14 protein-coding genes are annotated in these 19,361 nt (G+C 64.0%); 1 reads left to right on the top strand and 13 read right to left on the bottom strand.

The genetic code is table 11. The annotated features are described in order from the left end of the window. Positions 1 to 5: 5 nt before the first annotated feature. From AB688_RS07615 to arcD (AB688_RS07655), 9 genes are all read right to left on the bottom strand, one after another. Positions 6 to 1,382 (bottom strand): L-serine ammonia-lyase, encoded by a 1,377-nt coding sequence (locus AB688_RS07615; protein ID WP_063543205.1) that lies wholly within the window; start codon positions 1,380 to 1,382, stop codon positions 6 to 8. Between the two features lie 150 nt (positions 1,383 to 1,532). Continuing rightward, positions 1,533 to 4,388, bottom strand: a complete 2,856-nt coding sequence (gene gcvP, locus AB688_RS07620) for an aminomethyl-transferring glycine dehydrogenase (protein ID WP_063543207.1) — start codon at positions 4,386 to 4,388, stop codon at positions 1,533 to 1,535. Positions 4,389 to 4,399: 11 nt separating this feature from the next. Further along, entirely contained in the window at positions 4,400 to 4,783 is a 384-nt protein-coding gene (gene gcvH, locus AB688_RS07625; protein ID WP_054895511.1) for a glycine cleavage system protein GcvH, read from the bottom strand. A 288-nt stretch (positions 4,784 to 5,071) separates the two neighbouring features. Beyond that, positions 5,072 to 6,580, bottom strand: a complete 1,509-nt coding sequence (locus AB688_RS07630; RefSeq protein WP_063543209.1) for a sigma-54-dependent transcriptional regulator — start codon at positions 6,578 to 6,580, stop codon at positions 5,072 to 5,074. Between the two features lie 148 nt (positions 6,581 to 6,728). Continuing rightward, positions 6,729 to 7,103 (bottom strand): DUF5064 family protein, encoded by a 375-nt coding sequence (locus AB688_RS07635; RefSeq protein WP_063543211.1) that lies wholly within the window; start codon positions 7,101 to 7,103, stop codon positions 6,729 to 6,731. A gap of 56 nt (positions 7,104 to 7,159) precedes the next feature. Continuing rightward, positions 7,160 to 8,089: a carbamate kinase gene (gene arcC / locus AB688_RS07640; protein ID WP_063543213.1), complete on the bottom strand. Its 930-nt coding sequence runs from the start codon at positions 8,087 to 8,089 to the stop codon at positions 7,160 to 7,162. Between the two features lie 154 nt (positions 8,090 to 8,243). Continuing rightward, positions 8,244 to 9,254 (bottom strand): ornithine carbamoyltransferase, encoded by a 1,011-nt coding sequence (locus AB688_RS07645; RefSeq protein ID WP_054895515.1) that lies wholly within the window; start codon positions 9,252 to 9,254, stop codon positions 8,244 to 8,246. Positions 9,255 to 9,322: 68 nt separating this feature from the next. Then, on the bottom strand, positions 9,323 to 10,576 hold the full coding sequence (gene arcA, locus AB688_RS07650) for an arginine deiminase (protein WP_063543215.1): 1,254 nt from the start codon (positions 10,574 to 10,576) through the stop codon (positions 9,323 to 9,325). Between the two features lie 30 nt (positions 10,577 to 10,606). Then, a complete protein-coding gene (gene arcD / locus AB688_RS07655) occupies positions 10,607 to 12,034 on the bottom strand; it encodes an arginine-ornithine antiporter (RefSeq protein WP_054925695.1) in 1,428 nt (475 codons plus the stop codon). Between the two features lie 434 nt (positions 12,035 to 12,468). Here arcD (AB688_RS07655) and arcD (AB688_RS07660) point away from each other — a divergent pair, with 434 nt between their 5' ends. Beyond that, complete coding sequence (gene arcD, locus AB688_RS07660) at positions 12,469 to 13,896, top strand: arginine-ornithine antiporter (protein ID WP_063543217.1); 1,428 nt, start codon at positions 12,469 to 12,471, stop codon at positions 13,894 to 13,896. 132 nt (positions 13,897 to 14,028) lie between these two features. On the opposite strand, the gene AB688_RS07665 is transcribed toward arcD (AB688_RS07660), so the two are convergent. The 4 genes from AB688_RS07665 to AB688_RS07680 form a co-directional block, all read right to left on the bottom strand. Next, a complete protein-coding gene (locus AB688_RS07665) occupies positions 14,029 to 15,378 on the bottom strand; it encodes a CoA transferase (protein WP_063543219.1) in 1,350 nt (449 codons plus the stop codon). Between the two features lie 57 nt (positions 15,379 to 15,435). Further along, positions 15,436 to 15,849: a YbaN family protein gene (locus AB688_RS07670; protein WP_054895168.1), complete on the bottom strand. Its 414-nt coding sequence runs from the start codon at positions 15,847 to 15,849 to the stop codon at positions 15,436 to 15,438. Positions 15,850 to 15,901: 52 nt separating this feature from the next. Continuing rightward, the gene (locus AB688_RS07675; RefSeq protein ID WP_063543221.1) at positions 15,902 to 16,507 is read right to left on the bottom strand and encodes a biliverdin-producing heme oxygenase; all 606 of its coding nucleotides are present in this window, start codon (positions 16,505 to 16,507) and stop codon (positions 15,902 to 15,904) included. A gap of 149 nt (positions 16,508 to 16,656) precedes the next feature. Then, positions 16,657 to 19,245 carry a TonB-dependent receptor gene (locus AB688_RS07680; RefSeq protein ID WP_063543223.1) on the bottom strand — a complete coding sequence of 863 codons (2,589 nt, stop codon included), beginning with the start codon at positions 19,243 to 19,245 and terminating at the stop codon, positions 16,657 to 16,659. Positions 19,246 to 19,361 lie beyond the last annotated feature (116 nt).

The raw sequence follows: 19,361 nt of genomic DNA on the forward strand, positions 1-19,361 counted from the left end.
TCGGGTCAACATTCGATGATGTTGACGGCCAGACCGCCGCGGGCGGTCTCCTTGTACTTGCTTTTCATGTCGGCGCCGGTCTGGCGCATGGTGCGGATGACCTTGTCGAGCGAGACGAAGTGCTGCCCGTCGCCGCGCAGGGCCATGCGCACGGCGTTGATCGCCTTGACCGAGCCCATGGCGTTGCGCTCGATGCCGGGCACCTGGACCAGCCCACCGATCGGGTCGCAGGTCAGGCCCAGGTTGTGTTCCATGCCGATCTCGGCGGCGTTCTCCACCTGTTGCGAGGTACCGCCCATGACTTCGCAGAGGGCGCCCGCCGCCATCGAGCAGGCCACCCCCACTTCGCCCTGGCAGCCAACCTCGGCGCCGGAAATCGAGGCGTTCTCCTTGTAGAGGATGCCGATGGCGGCCGCGGTGAGCAGAAAACGCACCACGCCGTCTTCGCTGGCGCCGGGAACGAAACGCATGTAGTAGTGCAGCACCGCCGGGACGATACCCGCCGCGCCGTTGGTCGGTGCGGTGACGACGCGTCCGCCATAGGCGTTTTCCTCGTTGACCGCCAGGGCGTAGAGGTTGACCCAATCGAGTACCGACAGCGCATCGCGCAGGCTGGCTTCCGGGTGTCGGCTGAGCTGGCGGTGCAAGGCAGGGGCGCGGCGCTTGACCTTGAGGCCGCCCGGCAGGATGCCCTCGTGGCGACAGCCCGCTTCGACGCAATCCTGCATGACCTGCCAGATGCGCAGCAGGCCGGCTCGGGTTTCCTGTTCGGGGCGCCAGGCCGCTTCGTTGGCGAGCATCACCTGGCTGAACGACAGGTGCTGCTCGACGCAATGGCCGAGCAGTTGCCTGGCCGTCGTGAAGGGGTAAGGCAGGGCGGTGTTGTCTTCGACGATGCGGTCCTGGCCGGCTGCGTCCTGGTCGACGACGAAGCCGCCGCCCACCGAGTAGTACTCGCGGCTGCGGATCTGCAGCCCGGCAGCATCGAAGGCACGGAAGATCATGCCATTGGGGTGGTAGTCCAGTGGCTTGCGGATCATAGCCAGGTGCTGTTTCTCGACGAAATCGATCCTGTGTTCGCCAAGCAGGTGCAGGTGACCGCTGGCGCGGATTGCCTGCAGGCGTTCGGGGATGGATTCGGTGTCGACGGTGTCGGGGTGTTCCCCCTCGAGCCCCAGGAGCACAGCCTTGTCGCTGCCGTGACCCTTGCCGGTCGCACCGAGCGAGCCGTAGAGCTCGGCCTTGACGCTGGCCGTGCTGGCCAGCAGGCCATCGCGCCGCAGGCCCTCGGCGAAGCGCGCGGCGGCGCGCATCGGGCCGACCGTGTGCGAACTGGAGGGGCCGATGCCGATCTTGAACAGGTCGAAGACGCTCAAAGACATGATGACCTCCTGCCAGGTGGGTTGGGCAGATGCTGAACCCTGTGGGAGCGGGCTTGCCCGCGAATGCGTCGGCGTGGCCAACATCGCATTCGCGGGCAAGCCCGCTCCCACAGAGGAACACACCTCTATCAGAGGGCGGGCCGAGGTCTATCAGACGTCCTGATAGCTCTCGATCGACGGGCAGGCGCAGACCAGGTTGCGGTCGCCATACACGTTGTCGACCCGGCCGACCGGTGGCCAGTACTTGCTCTCGACCAGGCTCGGCAGCGGATAAACCGCCTGCTCGCGGCTGTAGCCGTGGGACCATTCGCCGACCAGTTCCGCCGCGGTGTGCGGGGCGTTCTTGAGCGGGTTGTCGTCCTTGTCCAGGCTGCCGTTCTCCACGGCGCGAATCTCTTCGCGGATCTGGATCATCGCATCGCAGAAACGGTCCAGTTCTTCCTTGGACTCGCTTTCGGTCGGTTCGATCATCAGCGTGCCCGCCACCGGGAACGACATGGTCGGAGCATGGAAGCCGAAGTCGATCAAACGCTTGGCCACGTCATCGACGCTGATGCCGCTGGTGTCCTTGAGCGGACGCAGGTCGAGGATGCATTCGTGGGCGACCAGGCCGTTGCCACCGGTGTACAGCACAGGATAGTGCTCTTCCAGGCGACGGGCGATGTAGTTGGCGTTGAGGATCGCCATCTGCGACGCACGCTTGAGGCCTGCGCCACCCATCATGCGAATGTACATCCAGGTGATCGGCAGGATGCTGGCGCTGCCGAACGGTGCAGCGCAGACCGCACCGGCAGTGTTTTCCAGCGCGGCATGGCCGGGCAGGAACGGCGCCAGGTGCGACTTGACGCCGATCGGGCCGACGCCCGGGCCGCCACCGCCGTGGGGGATGCAGAAGGTCTTGTGCAGGTTGAGGTGCGACACGTCGCCACCGAACTTGCCCGGAGCGCACAGGCCGACCATGGCGTTCATGTTGGCGCCATCGATGTACACCTGGCCGCCGTTGTCGTGAATGATCGCGCAGATCTCGCCGATCGCCTCCTCGAACACACCGTGGGTCGAGGGGTAGGTGATCATGATCGCGGCCAGGCGCTCGCGGTGTTCGAGTGCCTTGGCGCGCAGGTCGTCGATATCGACGTTGCCCCGGGCGTCGCAGGCGGTGACCACCACGCGCATGCCGGCCATGTGTGCGGTGGCCGGGTTGGTACCGTGTGCCGACGACGGGATCAGGCAGATGTCGCGGTGGCTTTCGCCGCGGCTGCGGTGGTAGGCGCGGATCGCCAGCAGGCCTGCGTACTCGCCCTGGGAACCGGCGTTGGGCTGCAGCGACACGGCATCGTAGCCGGTGGCGGCGCAGAGCATGGCTTCAAGCTCGGTGGTCATCTGCAGGTAGCCCTGGCTCTGGGCGGCCGGGGCGAAGGGGTGCAGGTTGCCGAACTCGGCCCAGGTGACCGGAATCATTTCGCTGGCAGCATTGAGCTTCATGGTGCACGAGCCCAACGGGATCATGCTGCGATCCAGCGCCAAGTCCTTGTCGGCCAGGCGGCGCAGGTAGCGCATCAGTTCGGTTTCGCTGTGGTAGCGGTTGAACACCGGGTGCTCGAGGATCGCCGATTGGCGCATCAGTGCAGCTGGCAGGCGCGGGCTGTGGTTGGCGGCGAGGGTAGCGAAGTCCGGCAGCGCCTGGCCATTGGCGAACAATGCCCAGAGCGCCTCGACATCTGCCTGGGTGCTGGTTTCGTCCAGCGACAGCCCCAGGTGGGCGGTGTCGACCTGGCGCAGGTTCAAGCCCTTGGCGCGCGCTTGCTCGTGCAGGTTGGCGGTGGCGGCACCGGTGGCCAGGGTCAGGGTGTCGAAGAATTCACCGGTAACGACCTTGGCGCCGAGCTTGGCCAGACCCGCAGCGAGAATCGCGGTGAGGGCGTGGGTACGTTCAGCGATGCGCTTGAGGCCGGCCGGGCCGTGGTAGACGGCGTACATACTGGCGATGTTGGCCAGCAGGACCTGTGCGGTGCAGATGTTGCTGGTGGCCTTTTCGCGGCGGATGTGTTGCTCGCGGGTTTGCATGGCCAGGCGCAGTGCGGTCTTGCCGAAACGGTCGATCGAAACGCCGACCAGGCGGCCCGGCATGTCACGTTTGAAGGCATCGCGGGTGGCGAAGTAGGCCGCGTGCGGGCCGCCGAAGCCCAGCGGTACGCCGAAGCGCTGGGCACTGCCGATGGCCACGTCGGCGTCGAATTCGCCCGGAGGAGTCAGCAAGGTCAGGGCCAGCAGGTCGGCGGCCACGGCCACCAGGGCACCGGCGCCGTGCAGGCGCTGCACCAGCTCGCGGTAGTCGAACACATCACCGTTGCTTGCCGGGTATTGCAGCAGGGCGCCGAAGAAGGCGCTGACATCGCCCAGTTCACGCTCGTCACCGACCACGACCTCGATGCCCAGCGGCTCGGCACGGGTACGCAGCACGTCAAGGGTTTGCGGGTGGCAATGCACGGAGGCGAAGAAGGCATGGCTGCCCTTGTTCTTCGACAGGCGTTTGCAGAAGGTCATGGCCTCGGCAGCGGCGGTGGCTTCGTCGAGCAGCGAGGCGTTGGCGATCGGCAGGCCGGTGAGGTCGCTGATCAGGGTCTGGAAGTTCAGCAGCGCTTCCAGGCGACCCTGGGAGATTTCCGGCTGGTAAGGGGTGTAGGCGGTGTACCACGCCGGGTTTTCCAGAAGGTTGCGCAGGATCGGCGCTGGCGTGTGGGTGTTGTAGTAGCCCTGGCCGATGAAGCTCTTGAACAGCTGGTTCTTGCCGGCGATCGCCTTGAGGGCGGCGAGGGCATCGGCCTCGCTCTGGCCGTCGGCGTCACCGAGCACGCTGGTGCCCTTGATGCTGTCGGGAATGACGGCGGCGGTCATGGCGTCGAGAGAGTCGAAGCCCAGGGTGGTCAGCATGGCCTGTTCGTCGGCGCTGCGTGGGCCGATGTGACGGGCGATGAATTCGTTGGCGGTGCCGAGGTTGATGGTCATGGTCGTGGTCCTCAGGCGTCGTCGTTGGCTTTGAGCAGGCGGTCGTAGGCATCCTGGTCGAGCAGGGCGGTCACCTCGCTCATGTCTGCAGGAACGAAGCGGAAGAACCAGCCTTCGCCCAGCGGGTCTTCGTTGACCTGCTCGGGGTTGTCGTTGAGACCTTCGTTGACCGCGACCACTTCACCGGTCAGCGGCATGTACACGCCGCTGGCAGCCTTGACCGACTCGACGGTTGAGGCTTCGGCGCCTTTTTCATACTGCTGCAGGTCCGGCAGTTGCACGAAGACCACATCGCCAAGGGCGTTCTGGGCATAGGCGGTGATACCTACGGTGACGCTGCCGTCAGCTTCGACGCGCAGCCATTCGTGATCTTCGGTGAAACGCAACTCGCTCATGGGAAATCCTCGGGAAGCAGGGCGTTGGGCGCGGTGGGTCCGCGCTCTTGGGTGGATTTCCCTAAGCAATAATGCGGCCATGAGAATAAATTTCTTATAAATCAGCTATTTAACTGATTTTTACAGACGGACCAATCCTACTGTGTAATGAAATCGATACAGCGTAGGGTGTAAACGAAAGCGTCGAGGGATCAAACCCTTGGATAACTGCACTCAAGTCTGCCTGTATCGAAATCATTACGATGTAATGATTTCGATACGTTTGGGTGCAGGTGTACCTTGTGTCAGTCAAACCTTGGCTGGAATCCCGTATTTGCGCAGCCGCTGCGCAATCGCGGTATGCGACGTCTGCAGCCTTCCCGCCAGCTGCCGAGTCGAAGGGTAGCTCGCATACAGGCGCTGCAGCAGCTCGCGCTCGAAGTCGCCCACGGCCTGCTCCAGGCTGCTCACCTCGCCATCCTGGCCACGTGCTACCGAGGTACCGGCGATATCCAGGTCACCGATATCTACCAGGTTGCTCTCGCAGATTGCCGCCGCGCGGAAGATCACGTTCTGCAACTGGCGCACGTTGCCTGGCCAGGGGTTGGCCAGCAGTGCCGGATGGGTGGCTGGGGTCAGGCGGCACGGAGGGCGCTGGATCTGCGTGCAGGCCTGCTGCATGAAGAAGTGCGCCAGCGACAGGATGTCCTGGCCGCGTTCGCGCAGCGGCGGGACCTGCAGGTTGAGCACGTTCAGGCGGTAGAACAGGTCTTCGCGGAAGGTGCCTTCGGCGACCATGCGTTCGAGATCGCGGTGGGTCGCGCTGATGATACGCACGTCCACCTTCACCTCACGGTCGCCACCGACCCGGCGAAAGCTGCCGTCGCTGAGAAAGCGCAGTAGCTTGGCCTGCAGGTAGGGCGACATCTCGCCGATCTCGTCGAGAAATACCGTGCCCTGGTTGGCCAGCTCCATCAGCCCTGGCTTGCCGCCACGTTGTGCGCCGGTGAAGGCGCCCGGGGCATAGCCGAACAGTTCGCTCTCGGCCAGGCTTTCGGGTAGCGCGGCGCAGTTCAATGCGAGGAAAGGTGCTGCGTGACGACTGCTGATGGTGTGGCAGGCGCGGGCTACCAGCTCCTTGCCGGTGCCGGTCTCGCCGTGCACCAGCAAGGGCGCATCGAGTGTGGCGACGCGCAGGGCGCGGGCCTTGAGGGTGCGGATCGCCGGGGAGTCGCCGAGCAGGGCATCGAAGCCTTCGGCGTGATCATGGTGCAGCGCCGAGAGACGTTCGCCCATGCGATTGGGCGGATACAGGGTGAGCAAGCCACCGGCGTTGGTGATCGGCGTCGCATCCAGTAGCAGGCTCTGGCCATTGAGCTGCATCTCGCGCATCGGCAGGTGGAAGTTGTTGTCCAGCAGAGCCTGGAGCAGGTCGCTGTCACCAAACAGCTCGCCCACCGAGCGACCGGCCGATTCGCGTCCGCACAGGGCGATCAGCGCCGGGTTGGCCAGCAGCACCTTGCCAGCGCTGTCCACCGCCAGCACCGGGTCGCTCATGGCCGCGAGCAGGGCGTCGAGTTGCAGGTGTCGGCGCTGGCCGGGGAGGATATCGACCACTTCCACCGACTGCACGCCGCGCACCTCGAACAGCGCATCGTGCAACTCTTCGAGTACGGCTGGGCTGAGCGTGGGAGCGTCGATGTAGACGTTCGGTGGCACCATTTCCACGGCATCGAGGTTGAGGTTGCGGGCACCGAGCAGGGCCAGGACTTCCTGGGTGATGCCAACGCGGTCGATAAAGCTGACGTGGATGCGCATGGGGGCAACGGGCGTAGGGGGAAAGGGCGCCAGTATGCCATTGGCGAGGGGGAAGGCCCAATCACGGGACAAGTCGGGGCGCCGAACCGCCGCTTGCACAGGTATTCCAGCGTGCCTGTGCGAGCGGGCCTGCCCGGCGATGGCAGTATCAGGTATTACCCAGGTGTTCAGGCTTGATCGGATCCCCGGACTTCACATCCAGCTTCTGGCGGATGTCCTCGAACATATGGTCGTAGAGCTTGTGCGGCGAGCCCAGGTTTTCGAATTTCTTCGGCGCCGGCAGGTACGACTGGGCCTTGCGGCTCAACTGCATGAGGAAGCTCGGCAGTACCTGGTCCTTGGCCAGGAAAAACTTCTCGTCGACAGACTTGCCTTCGATGCTGCCATGCATGCGGAACTGGATACCGCGGCCTTCCGTGGGATCCTGGGTGGCTTCGTACTCGATGTTGAGGTCGTAGCTGTGGTCATTCTTGTTCAGCGCCGTGCGCTCGATATGAACATGACCAGGATGGTACTGGGCCATGATGGCGTCCTCCGGAAGGTTGAAAATGGCCGGCGCCGTGCACCGGCCAACTGCACTCAACGGTAGCTGATACCTGGCTTGGCGGTCGACACCCGCGTACCGGCAGTGCCCTTGACGATCTCTTCGATGTTTTCCAGCGAGCTGATCACCGCGACCTTGCCCGTGTTGCGGGCGAAATCGCAGGCGGCCTGCACCTTCGGCCCCATCGAGCCCGCTGCGAAGCCGAGTTTTTCCAGCTCGTCAGGATGCGCCTGGGCAATGGCTTTTTGCGTCGGCTTGCCGAAATCGATGTAGGCAGCATCGACATCGGTGGCGATGATCAGCAGGTCGGCGTCCAGTTGCTCGGCCAGCAGCGCCGAGCACAGGTCCTTGTCGATCACCGCCTCGATGCCTTTGAGCTTGCGGTTTTCGTCGTACATCGTGGGGATGCCGCCGCCGCCGGCGCAGATGACGATGCTGCTTTTTTCCAGCAGCCACTTGATCGGGCGGATCTCGAAGATGCGCTTGGGTTTGGGGCTGGCGACCACGCGGCGGTACTTGTCGCCGTCGGCCTTGACCACCCAGCCTTTCTCCCTGGCCAGGCGCTCGGCCTCGTCCTTGGCGTAGACCGGGCCGATGAACTTGGTCGGATCCTTGAAGGCCGGGTCGTTGGCGTCGACCTCGACTTGTGTCAGCAGGGTGGCGAAGGGCACCTCGAAGTCGAGCAGGTTGCCCAGCTCCTGTTCGATCATGTACCCGATCATGCCTTCGGTCTCGGCACCGAGCACGTCCAGCGGGTAGGCTTCGTCGGGCTTGTAGGCCTGGCCCTGGAGCGACAGCAAGCCGACCTGCGGGCCATTGCCGTGGGCGATGACCAGTTCGTTGCCGGGGTGGATCTTGGCGATCTGCTCGGTGGCAGTGCGGATATTGGTGCGCTGGTTGTCGGCGGTCATTGGCTCGCCGCGGCGCAGGAGGGCGTTGCCGCCCAGTGCAACAACGATACGCATGGGGAAATGTCCTTCAGAAAATGTTCAAGGGTCGGGCAAGGCCTGTGGGAGCGGGTTTACCCGCGAAGCCAGCGACGCGGTGCATGGCACCGGCTATGCCGGTGTTCGCGGGTAAACCCGCTCCCACAAAAGCCCGCCCCTGCAGGGGGTGCCGTCAGAGATCAGCCAGGGTCGATACCAGGATCGCCTTGATCGTGTGCATGCGGTTCTCCGCTTGCTCGAAGGCGATGCACGCTGGTGACTCGAACACGTCATCGGTCACTTCGATGCCGTTGGCCAGGTGCGGGTATTTCTCGGCGATCTGCTTGCCGACCTTGGTCTCGGAGTTGTGGAACGCCGGCAGGCAGTGCATGAACTTGCTGCGCGGGTTACCGGTGGCTTTCATCAGTTCCTTGTTCACCTGATAGGGCAGCAGTTGTTCGATGCGCTCGCCCCAGGCATCCACAGGTTCTCCCATCGACACCCAGACGTCGGTATGGACGAAATCGACGCCCTTGACCGCCGCCTTCGGGTCTTCGGTCAGGGTGATGCGCGCGCCGCTTTCCTCGGCGTACTGCTTGCAGCGCTGCACCAGATCGTCATGCGGCCACAGCGCCTTGGGCGCGGCGATACGCACGTCCATGCCGAGCTTGGCGCCGATCAGCAACAGCGAGTTGCCCATGTTGTTGCGCGCATCGCCCAGGTAGGCGTAGCTGATGTCGTGCAGCGGCTTGTCGCTGTGTTCGCGCATGGTCAGCACGTCGGCGATCATCTGGGTTGGGTGGTATTCGTCGGTCAGGCCGTTGAACACCGGCACGCCGGCGAACTTGGCCAGTTCTTCGACGATCTCCTGCTTGAAGCCGCGGTACTCGATGGCGTCGTACATGCGCCCGAGCACGCGGGCGGTGTCCTTCATGCTCTCCTTGTGGCCGATCTGCGAGGAGTTGGGGTCGATGTAGGTGACGTTGGCGCCCTGGTCGTAGGCGGCGACTTCGAAGGCGCAGCGGGTGCGGGTCGAGGTCTTCTCGAAGATCAGCGCAATGTTGTTGCCCTTCAGGTGCTGCTGCTCGGTGCCGGTGTACTTGGCGCGCTTGAGATCGCGGGAGAGGTCCAGCAGGTAGCGCAGCTCACGGGTGGTGTGGTGCTCGAGGCTGAGCAGGTTGCGGTTGTGGATGTTGAACGCCATGACAGTATCTCCTTGAATGCGGTGAGTGCCCGGCCCACGCCTCGTAAGCGTGGGTCGGATAGAGGGCGTTAGTAGTCGATAGGGTCGCGCACGATCGGGCAGGTCATGCAGTGGCCGCCGCCGCGGCCTCGGCCCAGTTCACCGGCGCTGATGGTGATGACCTCGATCCCGGCCTTGCGCAGCAATGTGTTGGTGTAGGTGTTGCGGTCGTAGCCGATGACCACGCCTGGCTCCAGGGCCACCACGTTGTTGCCGTCATCCCATTGCTCGCGTTCGGCGGCGAAGCTGTTGCCGCCGGTCTCGACCACGCGCAGCTTCACCCCGAGCTGCTCGCCGACCACCTCGATGAACGACTTGTTTTCACGGCGCACATCCATGCCGTAGGGCTTGCTTTCGTCGGGACGGATGATGAACGGCACGATCTCGCGCACCACTTCCGGGAAGACCGTGACCAGGTCGCGGTCGCAGAAGCTGAACACGGTGTCCAGGTGCATCGCGGCACGGGACTTGGGCAGGCCGGCGACGATGACCTTTTCCACTGCGCCCTTGGCGAAAAGGTTCTGCGCCAGTTGGCCGATGGCCTGGCGCGAGGTGCGCTCGCCCATGCCGATGAGCACGATGCCCTTGGCGATCGGCATGACGTCGCCGCCTTCCAGGGTGGCGCTGCCGTGCTCCTTGTCAGGGTCGCCGTACCAGACCTTGAAGTCGGCGCCGGTGAATTCCTTGTGGAACTTGTACACGGCAGTGGTCAGCAAGGTTTCCTGGCGTCGTGCCGGCCAGTACATCGGGTTCAGCGTGACGCCGCCGTAGATCCAGCAGGTGGTGTCGCGGGTGAACTGGGTGTTGGGCAGGGGCGGCAGGATGAAGCTGGAGTGGCCGAGGTAGTCGTTGTACATCTTCACCACATCGGCGCCTTCGCTCTGCGGCAGGTCCTGGCCGGCCACGCCGCCGATCAGGAACTCGGCCAGGTGGCGCGGATCGAGGCCTTCGAGCCAGCTGCGCACTTCATTGGTCAGGCCAACGCCGACGGTATTGGGGGTGATCTTGCGATCGAGAATCCACGCCAGGGCCTCCTTGTTCTGCACGATGTCGGTCAGCAGGTTGTGCATTTCCAGCACATCGACGCCGCGCTCGCGCATCTTGGTGACGAAGTCGAAATGGTCACGCTTGGCCTGGTCGACCCAGATCACGTCGTCGAAGAGCAGTTCATCGCAGTTGCTGGGGGTCAGTCGCTTGTGCGCCAGTCCCGGGGCGCAGACCATCACCTTGCGTAGCTTGCCGGCTTCGGAGTGCACGCCGTATTTCTGTTTTTCCGTGGACATGATGATTCCTCCAATCATACAAAGACGTGGTCAAAGGGTCAGGAAGCCGTCGTACAGCCCGTAGGCCGCCACCAGCGCGCCGACGATCACAGCGGCGAAGATCAGTTTTTCCACGTTGGTGAAAATCGGTTGGCCGACCTCGCGCTTGGCCTTGGCGAACAGGATCGCGCCAGGGGCGTAGAGCAGGGCCGACAGCAGCAGGTACTTCACGCCTCCGGCATACAGCAGCCAGATCGCGTACAACAGGGCGATACCGCCGATGATCAGGTCCTTCTTGCGTTCGGCGAGGGCCTGTTCGTAGGTTTCGCTGCGCACCGCCAGCAGTACTGCGTAGGCCGCCGACCACAGGTAGGGCACCAGGATCATCGAGGTGGCGAGGTAGATCAGCGACAGGTAGGTGCTGTTGGAGAACAGGGTGATGACCAGGAAGATCTGCACCATGGCATTGGTCAGCCACAGGGCGTTGGCCGGCACCTGGTTGGCGTTCTCGCGGCGCAGGAACTCGGGCATGGTGTGGTCCTTGGCGGCGGCGAACATGATCTCCGCGCACAGCAGCACCCATGACAGCAGTGCCCCCAGCAGCGAGATGATCAGGCCGACGCTGATCAGCACCGCACCCCAGTGACCGACCACATGCTCCAGCACCGCGGCCATCGAAGGGTTCTGCAGCTTGGCCAGCTCCGGCTGGGTCATCACGCCCATCGACAGCACGTTGACCAGCACCAGGAACAGCAGCACGGTGATGAAACCGATGACCGTGGCCTTGCCCACGTCGGAGCGTTTTTCCGCCCGCGAGGAGAAGATGCTTGCGCCCTCGATGCCGATGAACACCCACACGGTGACGAGCATCATGTTGCGCACCTGATCCATCACGCTGCCGAGGTCGGGCGAGCCCAGGCCCCAGATGTCGGCGGTGAACACATCGAGCTTGAAGGCGAACAGGCAGATCAGCGCGAACAGCGCCAGTGGCACGACTTTGGCCACGGTGGTGACCAGGTTGATGAACGCCGCCTCCTTGATGCCGCGCAGGACCAGGAAGTGCACACCCCACAGCAGCAGCGATGCGCCGATCACTGCCGCCGGGGTATTGCCTTCACCGAAGACCGGGAAGAAGTACCCCAGGGTGCTGAACAGCAGGACGAAGTAGCCGACGTTGCCCAGCCAGGCACTGATCCAGTAGCCCCAGGCTGACGAGAAGCCCATGTAGTCGCCAAAGCCGGCCTTGGCATAGGCGTATACGCCACCATCGAGGTCGGGTTTGCGGTTGGCCAGGGTCTGGAACACGAAGGCCAGGGTGAGCATGCCGACGGCGGTGATGGCCCAGCCGATCAGCACGGCACCGACGCCTGCGCTGGCGGCCATGTTTTGCGGCAGGGAGAAGATCCCGCCACCAATCATCGAGCCCACGACAAGTGCAACTAATGCGCCGAGTTTAAGTTTTCCGGGAGAATCAGACATTTAACAACTCCATGCCAGGAGAAAGTTGACGACAGAATAAATCCGGCGCTGTAGTCATTCGCTGATGTGGATCAGTTCATGGCGCAACAGCGTGAGAAAATTCTTGCTCGGGTCTCCTGGAGAGTGCCGACGGCTTTGCTGCAAGCCTTGTGCGCTGGCACCTCCATGTACTTCTAGAGCAAACGCTCTGTTTGGCTTGCGAAATCTGAAAGCTAGTCGTTTCTAGCGGTTTCGCAAATTTTTCACGTGTCATTCGACAGGGCGTCGCGAATTTGCGAGTTGCTCGACAATGTGAATATTGGCGGCCGTCGGCATATAGACAAATGCGTTATGAGTGCTATAGCTTTAATGGCGTTGATTAATAAACAAGCTGTAACATTTATATGTAGTGGCCGTTATATTTCAGACAGGCGACAGGCGTGAGGGAGCTGCAGATGGGCGAACCGGGACATAAGCTTCGCCTGGGGGCGCTGATCGCCCTGGTGGTCGGTTCGATGATCGGCGGCGGGATCTTTTCATTGCCGCAGAACACGGCCGCCCGTGCCGATGTTGGCGCGGTCCTGATCGGCTGGAGCATCACTGCGGTCGGCATGCTGGCGCTGGCCTTCGTGTTCCAGACCCTGGCCAACCGCAAGCCCGACCTGGATTCGGGCGTCTACGCCTATGCCAAGGCCGGCTTTGGCGACTACATGGGCTTCTCGTCGGCCTGGGGTTACTGGATCAGTGCCTGGCTGGGCAACGTCGGCTACTTCGTCCTGCTGTTCAGCACCCTGGGTTTCTACTTTCCCGTATTCGGTGAGGGCAATACGCCGATAGCCATCGGCTGCGCTTCGCTGTTGCTGTGGGCGGTGCATTTCCTGGTACTGCGTGGCATCAAGGAAGCGACCTTCATCAACCAGGTCACCACGGTGGCCAAGGTCGTACCGCTGCTGATCTTCATCGTCATCGCGGCCTTCGCCTTCCGCGCGGATATCTTCACCCGCGATATCTGGGGGCTGGGCAACCCGAAGTTCGGCAGCGTCCTGGAGCAGGTGCGCAACATGATGCTGGTGACGGTGTTCGTGTTCATCGGCATCGAGGGCGCCAGTGTCTATTCCGGGCGTGCGCTACACCGTTCGGATGTCGGCAAGGCCACGGTGATCGGCTTTCTCGGGGTGCTGGCGCTACTGGTGCTGGTCAACGTGCTGTCGCTGGGGGTGATGACCCAGCCTGAACTGGCGGGGTTGCAGAACCCGTCGCTGGCGTCGGTGCTGGAACATATCGTCGGGCCCTGGGGGGCGATGCTGATCAGTATCGGGTTGGCGGTTTCGTTGCTTGGGGCGCTGCTGTCATGGGCGTTGCTGTGTGCCGAGATTCTCTTCGCCACCGCTCGCGACAAGACCATGCCGCGTTTTCTGGCCAGGGAAAATGCCAATCATGTACCGGCCAATGCACTGTGGCTGACCAACAGCATGATCCAGGGGTTCCTGCTGATCACCCTGTTCTCGGCTGGCACCTATACCAGCCTGATCTACCTGGCGTCGTCGATGATCCTGGTGCCGTACTTCTGGTCGGCGGCCTATGCCGTGCTGCTGGCCTGGCGGGGCGAGAGCTATGCCGGGCAGGCGGGGCTGCGGCGCAAGGATCTGGCCGTGGCGCTGCTGGCGCTGTTGTATGCGGTGTGGCTGCTGTATGCCGGGGGGCTCAAGTACCTGTTGCTGTCGGCCCTGCTCTATGCCCCGGGAGTGATCCTGTTCGCCCGGGCCAGGCACGAGCAGGGGCAGGCATTGTTCAGCCATTGGGAGAAGCTGATATTCGCGGCGGTACTGGTGGGCGCAGGGGTAGCGGCTTATGCGCTGTACTCGGGGGCGCTGAGTTTGTAAGTGGGTGGCGGTTGTTGCGGCCTCATCGCGGGACAAGTCGCAGCGGCGCACCGCTCCCGCGCATGCTCACAAACTCGATGGGTCAGCCCCATTTGTGGGAGCGGGCTGGTCCCGCGATGAGGCCATAAATCGTCACCAACGCGCTTGAGCCGAACCCAGCTCGCAAGCCCCACGTGCCCAGTGCATCGACGCCTGCCCCACCTTCAACGGCCCCTTGATCCTTTGCGCGGGCCCCCAGGGTGTCTGCTCCAGATGCGGGTCGAGATCCTCGGGCGTTTCTGCGGCCAGGGGCAAGTCATCCGCCATCGTTCCATGCTCCACCAACAGCTTGGCGGTGCGAGCCAAGGACAGCCGTGCCCGGTAACCGGCGCCACGAGCCAGGCGCTGTTCCAGCCCGCGGATCGCCTCGGCTGCCATCAGGTACCCGGTTGCATGGTCCAGCGCCTGCACCGGCAAAGGCACAGGTCTGTCCGTTTGTTGCCAGCGCATGCCTTCGCGGGCGATGCCGCTGCTCATCTGCACCAGGCTGTCGAAGCCGCGGCGTGCTTGCCAGGGGCCGCTCCAGCCGTAGGCGTTGAGGCTTACATCGATCAGGCCTGGGTTGAGCTGGCGCCTGTGCTGCGCGCCAAAACCCAGATGCTCCAGTGCATCGGCGCGATAGCCATGCAGGAGAATGTCGGCCTCCCCCAGCAGCCGTTCGAACACCTCGCGGTCAGGCGTCGCACGCAGATCCAGGCGCGCACAGCGCTTGCCCAGGGTGACTTCGGCGACCACCGCCGGCTCATCCCAACCGAATGGGTCGATGCGCAGCACTTCGGCGCCGAAGCCGGCCAGCAAGCGGCTGGCGGTGGGGCCGGCGAGGATGCGCGTCAGATCCAGCACCTTGATACCGGCCAGCGGACGTGTTTCACAGCCTTGCCAGGCCAATGGCGCTGCCGCGTCGAATTGCTCACGCAGCACCAAGGGCTCCTTGTTCACGGCCTGCCCCTGCGGGTGTTCGCACCATTGGGCCCAACTGCGCATCTTCGCCGCACAGCCTCCGGCTTCGACCACGGCGCTTTCCAGCGCCTCACCGTCCCAGCGCAGGACCTGCGCCGCGACCGCCTGGCGATCGGCGGGGGCGCCCAGCACGCCGAGTGCGGCCTGACGATGATGGGGGGCGTTGGTGTGCAGGCGAATCCAGCCATCGCGGGTGGGATAGTCACCGGCGACGGCGTCCCACAGGGGAGGGGTCTGCCAGCCATGTGGGCGCAGGCTGGTGGCAAACCAGAACGAGGCCAGGCGCCGATCGACGCTGACCAACGGGCAGTTGTTGGTCTGGCGCTGTAGCAGGCTGGCCAGTGCCAGCCCGGCAGCGGCCATGCTCGCGGCGGCCAGGTCGGTGACGGCAAACGTCGAGGGCAGCCCACCAACGCCGTGCCAGCGCAGGGCGGCGTGGTCGAGGTCAAGTTCACGGACGATGGTGTCGAGCAACTGGGGCATGCAGGATCCTCCTTGGTGGATCCCATTGCAGTACATCCCGCGCGGAGATGCAAATGCTCAGCGTTGCAGTTGGGCGGGCAGTGGTGCGGTGGGTTGTTCGGGGCGCGACCAGATCCACAGGTTGCCCAGGGTCATGCCGGCGATGGCAAGGAACACTGGCCAGTGGTGCTCGAGCATGGTGAGCATCAGCCCTGCGCACAGCAGCATGCTGATGGTCGCGCTGACCTTGGCGCGGCGCTGGATCACCTTGCCGTTGCGCCAGTTCCACAGGATTGGTCCGAACAGACGGTGGTTCTCCAGCCAGGCGGACAGGCGCGGTGAGCTGCGGGTCGCTGCCCAGGCGGCCAGGAGGATGAACTCGGTGGTGGGCAGGCCGGGAATGACGATGGCGACCAGACCTATCCCGAGGCTGACATAAGCCAGGATCGCATACAGCAGGCGGGACAGTCGGGAGCGGGCAAGTCGGGTCATGGTCTCACTGCAAAGCGGTCCGGCCACCCGAATGGTGGCCGGCAGGTGCGTCTCAGGCCAGCGCCGCATCCGTGGCGTAGGCGTGCTTGAGCAGCTCGGTGAAGCGCTCGAAGGCCGCGACTGCGCCACGCTCGGCGGCAGCGTCCTCTTCGGCCGACAGTTCCAGGCTGTCGAGGATGCGGGTGAACTGTTTCCAGCCCTCTGCACGACCACCGGCGGGCTCGCCCAGGTGACGGGCGCCAAAGCTGTCGGACAGGTCCAGGGCCACGGCACGCTTGATCAGGAACGCAGCGCCCAGTTTGGAGCCTTCGGAGACGAAGATCCAGCCCAGGGCTTCGCCCAGGCTTGGTTTGACCAGGGCGCCTGCGACCGGGGCCGGTACTTCGGTGTTCAGGTCGGCCAGGTCCAGGCGCGCCTGTTCGGCCCGGCAACGCTCGGCCAGGTCAGGGACGATGGCGATCAGTGCCGGGTCGGTGTACAGCGCCTGCAGTTCGGACTGGAACAGGTACTGGGCGACGACGAAGCGGGCGAAGCTCTCGCGGCTGTCGAACGGCGCGTGCGACTTGACCAGAGCGTCCAGCTCGGTGTGCGGTGCGTGGGTGACCTGGTTCAGGCGTTGCGAGCGCAGGGCGGCGCGCTCGGAGGTGTGGCGGGTCATGGGGGCATCCTTGGGAAATGGGGCTGTCTAGGTACAAGACGAAAGAGAAGACGCAGGACAGTAAAAAAACCTCACCTGGGAGTGGGAGGCATTTGTGTTCGGGAGGGGGTTGCGGGAGCGGCACAAGGCCGCCCCCGCGGGTGCCGGGATCAGATATCCCAGACCACATTGATGGCGAAGTTGCGTCCCGGCATGGTCAGGCGGTCGAGGTTGGCCGGCTGGGTCACCGCCGCCTCGCCAAGGCCGTCGTAGCCGCGCACGTCATCCCACTGCCAGTATTTCTTGTCGGTGAGGTTGTAGAGACCTGCGTTGACGGTCACATCCTCGGTCACCTTGTAGAACCCGGTCAGGTCGAGCACCCCGTAGCCCGGCGTGCGGAACTGCGAGCTGGCGCCATCCGGGGCGAAGAAGGTGCTGTCGTCGACGCGGGTCTTGCGCTTGACCAGTGTCCAACTGAGCAGGCCGCCGTAGTTCTGCTGCTCGTAGCCCAGGCCCATCACCGCGGTTAGCGGATTGACGCTGTTCAGCGGCTGGCCATTGTCGTCGTTGCGGCCATGGGCATAGGCCAGCGAGCCTTGGGTATAGAGGCCTTGCGGCGCGCCGAAGTGATCGAGGTTCAGGCGGCCCTTGAACTCGGCGCCCTTGATGGTCGCGTGCTTGATGTTGTTGGCCTGGAAGGTCGAGCCCAGGTTGGCCGACTGCACGGCGTCTTCGTTGATGAAGTCGCGGTACTTGTTGTAGAACACCGCCACGTCGAAGTTGCCGGCCTCGAAGTTGCCGCGCACGCCCGTCTCGTAGCTCTTGCTCTTTTCAGGCTCGAGGTTGGGGTTGGGTTCGACGCTGTAGCCCAGGGTCGGGTTGTCGAAGCGGCCGTACATGGCCTTTGCGGTCGGGGTACGGAAACCCTCGGCGTACTGGCCGTACCAGGTGTAGTTGTCGTTGAAGGCATAGGTGACGCCGAACTTGGGCGAGACGCGGTGCCATTTCTTGTCGCCGTCGTCGACGCTGGACGGCGCTGCGCCGGTGCCCTGGATGCCGCGCAGGAATTCTGCGGTCATCTTCGGTTCCATGCGGGTGTAGTCGTAACGCGCACCCGGCAGGAAGGTCCAGTTGTTCCAGCGGATCTCGTCCTGGGCGAACAGGCTGTAGGTGTTGATGGTCGGATCCGGGAAGTCGCTGACCAGCGCCTGGCTATCGCTCACGCTGTTCTGGCCGATGGCGCGGCAGGTGCCACCGATGTTCAGGCAGGTGCCGGTGCCGCTGCGCGAGCCGGTGACCTTCTCGTGCTTGAGGGTGGTGCCGTAGGTGAGCAGGTGATCGGTCTCACCGATGCTGAAGGCCTTGTCGAACTGACCATCGAACACCCATTGGCGATCCTTGTAGGTGGTCTGGCGATCACGGAACACCTGGCGACCGGAGGCGAAATAGAGTTCGTCGGTGCGCTGGTCGGTCTTGGCGATCTGGTAGTTGAGGCTCCACTTCACGTGGTCTGCGACCAGGCTGTCGAGGCCGAATTCGTGGTTGATGCCGAAGCGCTCGCGGGTGACGGTGTCGTTGCCCTGGCGCATGCGATAGGAGTTCATGGCGCCGAAGCCAGGGATGAACGGGCCGCCCACCGCGCTGAGGATGTTCTGGTCGCGGTCGTCCTTGTAGTGCTCGTAGGTGAAGCCCAGGCGCGCGTCGTCGGCGTAGTTCCAGCCCAGCTTGGCCAGTACGTTGGTGGTGCGCACGTCTTCCGGGTTGGCTTCGGTGCGGCCAAGGCCGGTGCCGCCGTGGCCACCGTAGGATTCGGTCTCGTGGCCGTTGCGCTGGCTCAGGTGCAGCAGGCCGTCGAAGTCGCCCTGGCGGCCAGCGACGGTGGCGGAGGTCAGCCAGCTTTCGTCGGCCGAGCTGTAGCCGGTCTTCAGGCGCGCGCCCACGTCCTTGCCAGGCTTGATGATGTCGTCCGGGTCGAGGGTGTAGTAGCTCACCGCGCCGCCGATGGCGTTGCTGCCGTACAGCACCGAGGCCGGACCACGCAGGATCTCGACGCGCTTGACGATTTCGGGGTCGACGTAGTTGCGCTGGGTCTGGGCGTAGGGGCCGTAGAAGAAGCTGTCGGGGATCGATACGCCATCGACCTGGGTGAGGATTCGCTCTCCGTCGATGCCACGGATGTTGTAGCCGTTCAGGCCGCTGCGCTGGCCGACACCGCCAACCGAGACACCCGGCTCGTAGCGCACCAGTTGCTTGATGTCGTTGACGTTCTGGCGGTCCAGTTGCTCGCGGGTCTGCACACTGACGGTGCTCGGTACCTGACTCACGTCCTGGGCGCTGCGGGTGGCGCTGACGGTCAGCTGTTGCAGGGCAATGGCGTTGCCTGCGGTCTGGCGCTCGAGCACGACGTTGCCGTTGCCGATCTTGCGAAAGCCCAGGCCTGTGCCGTGCAGCAGTTTCTGCAGTGCCGCTTCCGGCGCCAGTGCCCCTTGCACGCCCGGCGAAGCCACGCCCTCGGCCAGATCGGCGGAGAAGCCGACCTGCCAGCCGGTGACTTCACTGAACGCGTTGATCGCCGATACCAGTGGCTGCTGGGCGATGGCGAAGCGATAGTCGCCCATCCGCGGGCTGGCGGCCTGGGCCGGCTCTGCGGCCAGCGCCGGCAGGCTGCAGGCGCCGCTGGCCAGCAGGGCCAGGGTCAGCAGGGACAGTTGTCCCATGCGTCGGGAAGAGGGGGATGGGCGGGTTGGACCTGAGGACATCGGAAGCGCTCCCTGTCGCGCGAACTGTTATAGGTGAGTGCAGTTCTTGTTTTCGAACAAGAATCAATTGCATTGGCTATAACGAGACGGGCTTGGGATGGGAGTCGCGTAAAAAT

This window comes from Pseudomonas putida (genome assembly GCF_001636055.1).
GTDB classification, from domain to species: domain Bacteria; phylum Pseudomonadota; class Gammaproteobacteria; order Pseudomonadales; family Pseudomonadaceae; genus Aquipseudomonas; species Aquipseudomonas machongensis.